Source organism: Bradyrhizobium sp., from assembly GCF_036735945.1.
In the GTDB taxonomy this organism is placed as follows: domain Bacteria; phylum Pseudomonadota; class Alphaproteobacteria; order Rhizobiales; family Xanthobacteraceae; genus Bradyrhizobium.
The window spans coordinates 1-8700 of the sequence record NZ_DAINNI010000166.1; the positions used below are offsets into that span (position 1 = coordinate 1).

Below are 8700 nucleotides of genomic sequence, written 5' to 3' on the forward strand. Positions count from 1 at the left end.
TGGCAGCGCACCTTGATGAAGGCGGTCTGGTCGTCCGAGCGGTCGATCGTGACGATGAAGTCCTCGCGCGCCTTGCCTTCGGCCTTGCCGGAGGGGCGCTTGCGCACACGGTCGAGCCAGTCCGGCACGGTCAGCACCTGCAATTCGCCTTTTTCCAGCCAGCGCAAATCGGCGCTCGCGTCGAACAGCGCGCCAAGCTTGTCGGCATCGCCCTCATAAAGGCCGTCGAAATAGCCCTGCACCACGGCTTCGACGCTCGATCGATCAGCACTCACGGTTTTCCTCCCGGACAAACAGATATCTTCTTCGGATGGAATTAAGCCACGAAGCGGCAAATTGCGCTATTGAGAAAAGCTGAAGGCTCATTTCACTGCCAAAGAACGGGCGCATCGGGGAAGGCTTGACATTCTCGTGGCCGGCGCCCGGAACCCGTTGAAAATAGGCCCCGGCCGAACCTTGCGGCGTGTTCGGCTGACCAAGGATGGCAGGGTCGCGAGTCACGTCAGCGTTTTTGGTGACGTAACTCACAAAATCGGGCGTTGGCTTCTGATAGCCAGACCGGTGTGGTAAAATAGCTATGAGGCTCCGGAGAAGTCATGATGATGTCTGGATCGCTAAAATTGCTTCGATGGGCCGCGGCCGCCGCGGCCGTGCTGTTCGTCAGCGAACCGGCCTTAGCCGAGAAGCGCGTGGCGCTGGTGCTCGGCAATTCGAACTACCAAAATGTCGCACCCCTCGCCAATCCCGTGAACGACAGCGCCAGGATTGCGGCGACGCTCAAGGACGCCGGTTTCGACGTGGTCGATTCCCGCCGCGACCTGGCCGCCGGCGAGACCCGCCGGGCGCTGCGCGACTTCGCCGATCGCGCGCGCGACGCCGATATCGCCGTGGTCTACTATGCGGGCCATGGCATCGAGGTCGACGGCGCGAACTATCTGATCCCGGTCGACGCGCGGCTGGAGCGCGACACCGACGTCTATGACGAAGCCTTCTCGCTGGACCGCATCCTGATCGCGATCGAGCCGGCCAAGAAGCTGCGTCTCGTGATTCTCGACGCCTGCCGCGACAATCCGTTCGCGCGGAGCATGAAGCGCACGGTGGCGTCGCGTGCGATCGGGCAAGGCCTCGCCAAGGTCGAGCCGACCAGCCCGAACGTCCTGATCGCCTATTCGGCCAAAGCCGGCTCCACCGCGGCCGATGGCGACGGGCAGAACAGTCCGTTCACGTCGGCGCTGTCGCATCATCTGACCAAGCCCGGGCTCGACGTCCGCCGCGCTTTCGGCTTTGTCCGCGACGAGGTGCTCAAGACGACGAACAACCGCCAGGAACCGTTCGTGTACGGCTCGCTCGGCGGCGAAGACGTGCCGCTGGTGCCGGCGCCGCGTCAGGCGCCCGTTGCCGCTGCTCCCGCCGCACCCGCGATGAGTGCGCAGGCAGAGGCCCGGCGCGATTACGAGCTTGCGCTGCAGATCGGCAACAAGAGCGCGCTCAACGCCTTCCTCGCGCAATATCCTGACGGCTTCTATGCGAGCCTGGCGAAACTTCAGCTCGACAAGATCGCCGCCGAGGATGCGCGCGTCGCGGCGACCGAGAAGGCGCGGCTCGCCGAGCAGGAGCGCGTGCGTCTCGTCGCCGAGGGCGCCCAGAGGTCGCAGCAGGCGAAGGCCGAGGCCGAAGCCATGGCCGCCGAGCAGGCGCGCGTCGCGGCTGAAAAGGCCAAGCAGGTGGCGCAGGAGCAGGCGGCTGCGGCCGAGCAGAAGCGCGTCGCGGCTGAAAGTGCTGCCGCCGACAGGGCGCCGACTCCCGCACCCGCCGACAAGGCCGTGAACGTCGCGGCCCTCACTCCGGCGCCGGCGCAGCCCGACGTCACCAAGTCGGTGCAATCCGAACTGCGCCGCGTCGGCTGCCTGAGCGGCAATGCCGACGGCAACTGGAACAACGCCTCGCAGCGGTCGCTGACGCAGTTCAACCGCTACGCCGGCACCAGGCTCGACACCAGGGTAGCCAGCGTCGATACGCTCGATACCATCAAGCTCAAGTCATCCCGCGTGTGCCCGCTGGTCTGCGAGCACGGCTTCAAGGCCGAGGGCGACCGCTGCACCAGGATCGTCTGCGCCGAGGGCTCGTATCTCAACGACGACAATGAATGCGAGAAGCGCCGCGCGAAGAAGCCGGTCGTCAAGCGCGATGCCGATGACCGTCGGGAGCGCGCCCGCCAGGTTCGGGAACGGCCCCAATCCATCGCCGGAATCCCCGGGGCCGGCGTCGTCAAGCCACGCGCATCGGCTGGCGGATCGGGTCAGATCGTTTGCGACGCGGGCGGTTGCCGGCCGGTCAGCCGCGGTTGCCGTGTCGACTATCAGGGCGGCTCGCCCCGCGATGGTACCGGCGGCAATGTGGAAGTCTGCAACTGAGGGCGGTCGTCGGTTCGCATGGCAATCGAACTCACGCCGATGGCGTGGACCGGCCTGCGATAGTCGCTCAGGCCGGGAGTCCGGAAATTCGGTTCTGATACGTCAGAGCCGGCAATGGCTTGGCCGCTAGATCGCACTGGCCGCGATGTTGACCATCAATGCAAGCAGCGCGGTATTGAACACGAACGAGACGATGCCGTGCACCGTCGCGGTGCGGCGGATGATCTTGTCGGTGATCCCGACGTCGGAAACCTGCGCGGTCATGCCGATCACGAACGAGAAGTAGACGAAGTCCCAGTAGTCGGCCTCGGTGTGCGCGTCGCCGCTCGGAAACTGCAGGCCGCCGGGCTTCTTGCCACGATAGAAATCATGGGCGTAGTGCAGGGCGAAGGCGGTGTGCACCAGCGTCCATGACAGCGCGATGGTCGCCGTCGCCAGGATCAGCCCGGCCTTGTTGCCCTTGGAGGCGCCGAGCTCGAACACGATCGCGCCGAGGCTTGCCAGCGCGCCGAACGCCGTCACCAGCAGGATCAGGAAGCGCCCGTCGTCCTGGATGACGGCGGCGCGCCTGATATGGCCGACGTCACAGCGCAGCATCACGATGTAGGCGAGATAAAGTGCTGCGAAGGCGTCCCAGCCGACGATCAGGCGTGTCGCCAGCCGTCGCGTTTCCGGCACCAGCAGGAATACCAGGACGCCGAGCGTGATCGCGATGAAGGTCCGCTTCCGTCCAAAGACGATGCGGACCGGCAACGGCAGGTTCTGGAAGCGAACAAGGTAGTCCTCGAATTCCTTGTCCATCCGCTCCGCCTTCCCTCCGCTAGTTCTTGCGCTCCGCCACAAAGCGCGCGGCGTCCCGCAGGACGTCGCCCTTTTCGCCGAAGATCGACAGTGCGGAATCGGCGCGTGCCAGCAGGTCGCGCACGCGCTGCTTGGCGCCGTCGATGCCGAGTTGGGTGACGAAAGTGGTCTTGCCGAGCGCCGCATCGGCGCCGGCCGGCTTGCCGAGTGCCGCCGCGTCGCCCTCGACGTCGAGCAGGTCGTCGGCGATCTGGAAGGCCTCGCCGAGCGCGCGGCCGTAATCGTCGAGCGCCTGATATTCCTTTTGCGTGGACTGGCCGAGGATCGCGCCGGCAATGCAGCCATAGCGCAGCAGCGCGCCGGTCTTCATCTGCTGCAGCCGCGCGACGTCGACCGGCTCGCGGTCGCCGAAACGCCCTTCGCCGGCGAGGTCGAGAATCTGGCCGCCGACCATGCCGCCGATGCCGGAGGCGCGCGCCAGCGCGCGCGTCAGCAGCAGGCGCACCGTGGCGTCCTTGTGGATCTCGTCGCGGGTGACGATGTCGAAGGCGAGCGTCAGCAGGCCGTCACCGGCGAGGATCGCAGTGGCGTCGTCGGTCTTCTTGTGCAGCGTGGGCCGGCTGCGGCGCAGATCGCTGTTGTCCATCGCCGGCAGATCGTCATGGATCAGCGAATAGCAATGGATGCATTCCAGCGCGGCGCCGACCAGCAGCGCGGCCTGGCGCGGGACGCCGAACACGGCGGAACTTTCAACCACCAGAAAAGGGCGCAGCCGCTTTCCGCCGTTAAGGCTGGAATAGCGCATCGCCTCCATCAGCCGCTTCGGCCGCGTGATCTCGTCGGGCAACAGCTCGTCGGACAACAGCTTCGCCAGCAGCGCTTCGGTGTCGTCAGCGGTCTGGTCCAGTCGTTTGGCAAAATCGGCGGCGGCGGTCGTCATCAAGAATAGCTCCAGATCAATTTGGCCCGGACAATCGTTGATGGCAGCGGCTTCGTCAATTCCATGACGGAGCTCACAGCGCCTCAAAAGGGGCTGGAAAACTCACGAAATATCATGGAGATGTCACCTGGGCGGGGTGTATTGATCGGCCCCGGGCCGGCTTGGGCAGAACCGGAAGCATCGAATTTGCGGATTGTCCGAATATTACTGCTGATCCTGCTGGCGGTGCTGTTGCTGCCCTATGTGCTGACGCCGATCTACCGCACCGGCCACCCGGTCTCGACGCTGATGGCCTGGCGCTGGCTCAAGGGCGCGCCGGTCACGCGGCAATGGATCGATTTCAACGCGATGTCGCCCTATCTGGCGCGCTCGGTGGTGGGCTCGGAGGACGCAAAATTCTGCAGTCATCGCGGCGTCGACTGGGGCGCGTTGCGGGAAGCGATCGACGATGCCGAGGACGGCGAGCCTGCTCGTGGCGGCTCGACCATCACCCAGCAGGTGGCCAAGAACCTGTTCCTCTGGCCCTGGCGCAGCGTGATTCGCAAGGCGCTGGAACTGCCGCTGGCGATGTGGATCGACTTCGTGCTGCCCAAGCAGCGGATACTGGAAATCTACCTCAACATCGCCGAACTCGGCCCATCCGGGCAGTTCGGGGCCGAAGCCGGGTCGCTTTATGCGTTCGGCCGCTCGGCCTCGACGCTCACGCCGCGCGAGGCGGCCCTGCTGGCGGCGATCCTGCCCAATCCGGTCAGGCGAAGCGCCCGCAATCCCGGCCCCGGGGTGCGCCGGCTGGCTGGAACCTATATGGCGCGCGCCGGTGCCGTGCCGCGTTGCTGGAGCGAAAATCGCGCTTTTTGAGCCAATTTTCGGCCCTCTTAACCGCAAGCTGCCCTAGCTTTACGTCACTCCATCCTCTATAAGCGCGGCCTTATCGGCATCGCAGCCCGCGCCCGGCGCGCCGGGCCGTCCTGTCAGGACGATGCCTCCGACAACACCCCTAGAGGACCGTTATGGCCGTTCCGAGAAGAAAAACTTCGCCCTCGCGGCGTGGCATGCGCCGTTCGGCGGATGCGCTGAAGAAGCCGACCTATGTCGAGGACAAGGACTCCGGCGAACTGCGCCGCCCGCACCATCTCGACCTGAAGACCGGCATGTACAAGGGCCGCCAGGTTCTGAAGAAGAAGGAATCCTGATCGGGTTCAGGGATAAGACGCCACTTAGGGTGGCGTCTGCCCGAATTTGGCCAACGAGTGGGCCAACGGTTCCCTGGGGGCGAAGCAGTGCTTTGCCCGGGGACATTCCGGTTTTCTAGCAAGGCGCGACCCATGGTCGGTTTTCCGCTGCTTCTGATTCCACTCGCCATCTACAACATCATTGTCTTCCTGATGCCGACCGTGTCGTTCACCGACCCGTTGGTGAAGCTGACGCTGATGTCGGGGGCGGAATGGACGGTGACGCTGAGCGACGTCCTGCTGACGCTCAGCATCCTTTTGCTGCTGGCCGAGGTCATCAAGGGCGCGCGCCCTGGCGCGAAATATCTCACCGACCACCTGCTGTCGCTGATCGTGTTCGGCGCGGCGGCGGCCGAATTCCTGCTGTGGCCGAAATTCGCCACCTCGACCTATTTCCTGATGACGGCGCTGGTGCTGGTGGATTTCCTGTCCGGCCTCGCCTTGCGAACGCGCCGCCGCGTCGCCACGGCAAAGGCCGCGCCTGTGCCGTCCCCCAAATCTGCTGAAAAGGTCGAGGCGCCGCCGGCCGAGCCCGTGCGGGCACCCGCCGTTGCTCCAACGCCAGCCGCTCCCGCGGCAACATCCGTGGCGGAATCCGTGCTCGCGGCCACGCCCGAACCGAAGCCGGCGGATCAACCGAAGCCGGTGGTCCATCCCGAGCCGAAGCCGGAAACATCAGCCGCCAAGCCCGAGACGGCGATTCCGATCACGCCGTCACCGGCCGTCGCGCCACCGCCAGAAGAAGCTCCCCCGGAAATCAGTTCGCCCCGGCTGCAGCCCGGCACGGGCTTCCCGCCATCGCCGGACAAGCCGGACAAGTCCCAGAGCTGAATTTAAAATCTAGATAGTCTGCCGCGTCCGAAAGCCCGTGCTGCCGCGCAGGGGGCGGTTGGCGCCGTAGGCCGTCTTCGCATCTGCTGGCGACGCACGGCGCAGGCTGCGGGTTTGCGGCGCCTGGTCGGCGGTCGCAATGAGCTGCACGAGGAAGGTCGGATCGGGCCGCGGCGTGGCCGCTCGCTGGATCCAGCAGGCGGACTGGGTGACCGGCACCAGCTCGACGCAGGCCGGCTCTTCGTCGAGGTTGACGAATTCGGCGTCCAGAATTTCGTCTTGTCGGTCGATACCCAGCATCGCACACCGTAACCGGCTTGAATTGTCACGTTTTGGGACATTACGCCCCACCTGCGATCTGACTTCGCAAGGTCTATGCCGCTTCCTTCCGGTTCGTTCCCGCGCGGCCTGGAAAGTCCCGGAAACATGGTTTCCAGATTATTTATGAACTTTACCTACCCTGTCATTCGAATCAGCTCCTATCCTCAGGTTTTGAGGGAATCACCCGGTGTCCCGAATCGAGGCGTCCTGATGACCTCTGTCCCGCAAGCCTCCAGCATCCTGGCCTCGCTCGGCCAGGCGACCTTCCTCTGGGACCTGGCGACGGACAGCATCGCCTGGAGTGACAATGCCGGTGCTGTCCTTACCGACATTCCCCTGGAAGCGCTGGCCAGCGGCGCCGCTTTTGCCCGGCTGATCGAGCCCTCCCGTTCGGTCCGCAACGACGCGCTTGCCCAGGCGGCGGCGCCACGGGGCGGCGAAGGCGTTGCCTACCAGATCGAATACGGCGTGCGAGCGTCGAACTCGGCGCCCATCCTCTGGATCGAGGAAACCGGCTGCTGGTTCGCAGGGCCGGACGGCAAGCCGGTGCGCGCGCACGGCGTTGTCCGTGTCAATAACGAGCGCCATGCCCGTGACGAACAGCTCATGCGGCTGTCGCGGCATGATCCGCTGACCGGCGAACTCAACCGCACGCATCTTGTCGCGTCGCTGGCGGGAGCGATCGAGGAAGCCATGCGTTTGCGATCCTCAGCGGCGTTCATGCTGATCGGCATCGACCATCTGGCCCGCGTCAACGACGCCTTCGGCTTCGATGTCGCGGACGCCGTGATCGCCGAAGTCGGAAAGCGCATCCGCGCCAGGCTGCGCGGCGGCGACGTGCTCGGCCGGTTCTCCGGCAACAAGTTCGGGCTGATCCTGCGCAACTGCACGGTCGACGACACCAATATCGCGGCCGAGCGTTTCCTGGTCGGGATCCGCGATGAGGTGATTCCGACCAAATCCGGCCCTGTTTCGGTGACCGCGTCGATCGGGGCGGTCACCATTCCACGCCACGCCCGCGATGCCGACGAGGCGGTCAACCGTGCCCAGGAAACCCTCGATGCCGCCAAGCGGCGCCGCGCCGGATCGTTCTCGCTATGGAAGCCGAATGTCGAGCGCGACGCCCAGCGGCGCGTCAATATCCGTGTCACCGACGAGATCGTCACCGCGCTGAACGAGCGGCGTATCGTCGCCGCCTTCGAGCCGGTGGTGGAAGCGCGTTCGCGTGAGCCGGCATTCTACGAGTGCCTGGTGCGCATGGAGCAGCAGGACGGGCGGGCGCTGCTGGCGCCCGACATCGTTCCGGTCGCCGAGCGGCTCGGCCTGATCCGGCTGGTCGATCATCGCGTGCTCGAACTCGCGGTCGCCGAACTTGCGGCGTCGCCAAACGTGCGGCTCAGCCTCAACATCTCGCCCGACACCACCATGGACCCGGATTGGTGGGCCGGCATCGAATCGCTGATGCAGGCCCATCCCGGCGTCGGCGAGCGGCTGATCGTCGAGATCACCGAAACGGTAGCGATCCAGGATATCGACGATGTCCGCGGCTTCGTCACCCGCTTGAAGAATTTCGGCAGCCGGATCGCGATCGACGATTTCGGCGCCGGCTACACGTCATTCCGCAATCTGCGCAAGCTCGGCGTCGACATCGTCAAGATCGACGGCGCCTTCGTGCAGAACATCGCGCGCTCCGCCGACGATCGCGCCTTCGTGCATACGCTGATAGATCTTGCGAACCGCCTGCACATCAAGACCGTCGCGGAATGGGTGCAGGACGAGGAAGCCGCCGTGATGCTGCGCGAATGGGGCTGCAGCTACATCCAGGGCCGCTTGATCGGGCTGGCTTCGCCCGAGCGTCCGTGGGCCGTGGCTGCTGATACGGCGCTGCCGGCGGCGGGGTAGTTGCGCGTCGCGTAGCCCGTCGTCCCTGCGAAAGCACTAACAGATTCACACGCTTTGGAGAGTTTTCCAGGCGGAGGCGACGCCCAGGAAGTATTCGACGCCATGCCTCATGGTGATGGGACCGGGCTTGGTGCGTGGGTATCCGTCCCATCCGCCGAGGCGGGCGATGATCCACGAGGCCCAAGCCAGGCTTCGCGGAGGATGTGGATTGCTCACATGGGGAATGCGTGTGTCAAGGATGGGCAGCCACCTTTTTGTT

General features: G+C 65.3%; 9 protein-coding genes and 1 pseudogene. 5 read left to right on the forward strand and 5 right to left on the reverse strand.

What is annotated here, in order from left to right:
* On the reverse strand, positions 1-275 hold a 275-nt coding region (locus V7E26_RS27515), incomplete at its 3' end, for a nuclear transport factor 2 family protein (protein ID WP_324422421.1).
* A gap of 327 nt (positions 276-602) precedes the next feature.
* Between V7E26_RS27515 and V7E26_RS27520 the strand changes: the two genes are divergently transcribed.
* Positions 603-2414, forward strand: coding sequence for a caspase family protein (locus tag V7E26_RS27520; protein ID WP_324422423.1), 1812 nt, complete (start codon positions 603-605; stop codon positions 2412-2414).
* Positions 2415-2540: 126 nt separating this feature from the next.
* Here the strand turns inward: V7E26_RS27520 and V7E26_RS27525 are convergent, their stop codons facing one another.
* Together V7E26_RS27525 and V7E26_RS27530 are read right to left on the reverse strand one after the other, a co-directional pair.
* Complete coding sequence (locus tag V7E26_RS27525) at positions 2541-3215, reverse strand: DUF1345 domain-containing protein (protein WP_324422425.1); 675 nt, start codon at positions 3213-3215, stop codon at positions 2541-2543.
* A gap of 19 nt (positions 3216-3234) precedes the next feature.
* Positions 3235-4155: a polyprenyl synthetase family protein gene (locus V7E26_RS27530; protein ID WP_442893491.1), complete on the reverse strand. Its 921-nt coding sequence runs from the start codon at positions 4153-4155 to the stop codon at positions 3235-3237.
* A 186-nt stretch (positions 4156-4341) separates the two neighbouring features.
* Here V7E26_RS27530 and mtgA point away from each other — a divergent pair, with 186 nt between their 5' ends.
* The 3 genes from mtgA to V7E26_RS27545 all read left to right on the forward strand — a co-directional run bounded on the left by mtgA (position 4342) and on the right by V7E26_RS27545 (position 6218).
* Positions 4342-5013, forward strand: coding sequence for a monofunctional biosynthetic peptidoglycan transglycosylase (mtgA, locus tag V7E26_RS27535; protein WP_324422429.1), 672 nt, complete (start codon positions 4342-4344; stop codon positions 5011-5013).
* 152 nt (positions 5014-5165) lie between these two features.
* On the forward strand, positions 5166-5348 hold the full coding sequence (gene rpmF / locus V7E26_RS27540) for a 50S ribosomal protein L32 (protein ID WP_024509484.1): 183 nt from the start codon (positions 5166-5168) through the stop codon (positions 5346-5348).
* 132 nt (positions 5349-5480) lie between these two features.
* A complete protein-coding gene (locus tag V7E26_RS27545) occupies positions 5481-6218 on the forward strand; it encodes a hypothetical protein (RefSeq protein ID WP_324422439.1) in 738 nt (245 codons plus the stop codon).
* 9 nt (positions 6219-6227) lie between these two features.
* Here V7E26_RS27545 and V7E26_RS27550 read toward each other — a convergent pair whose 3' ends face one another.
* The gene (locus V7E26_RS27550) at positions 6228-6518 is read right to left on the reverse strand and encodes a hypothetical protein (RefSeq protein ID WP_324422441.1); all 291 of its coding nucleotides are present in this window, start codon (positions 6516-6518) and stop codon (positions 6228-6230) included.
* A 231-nt stretch (positions 6519-6749) separates the two neighbouring features.
* Between V7E26_RS27550 and V7E26_RS27555 the strand changes: the two genes are divergently transcribed.
* A complete protein-coding gene (locus V7E26_RS27555) occupies positions 6750-8441 on the forward strand; it encodes a putative bifunctional diguanylate cyclase/phosphodiesterase (protein WP_324422443.1) in 1692 nt (563 codons plus the stop codon).
* Between the two features lie 45 nt (positions 8442-8486).
* Here the strand turns inward: V7E26_RS27555 and V7E26_RS27560 are convergent.
* Positions 8487-8700 (reverse strand): annotated as a pseudogene (locus V7E26_RS27560) (IS4-like element ISSysp3 family transposase); the annotation flags it as partial.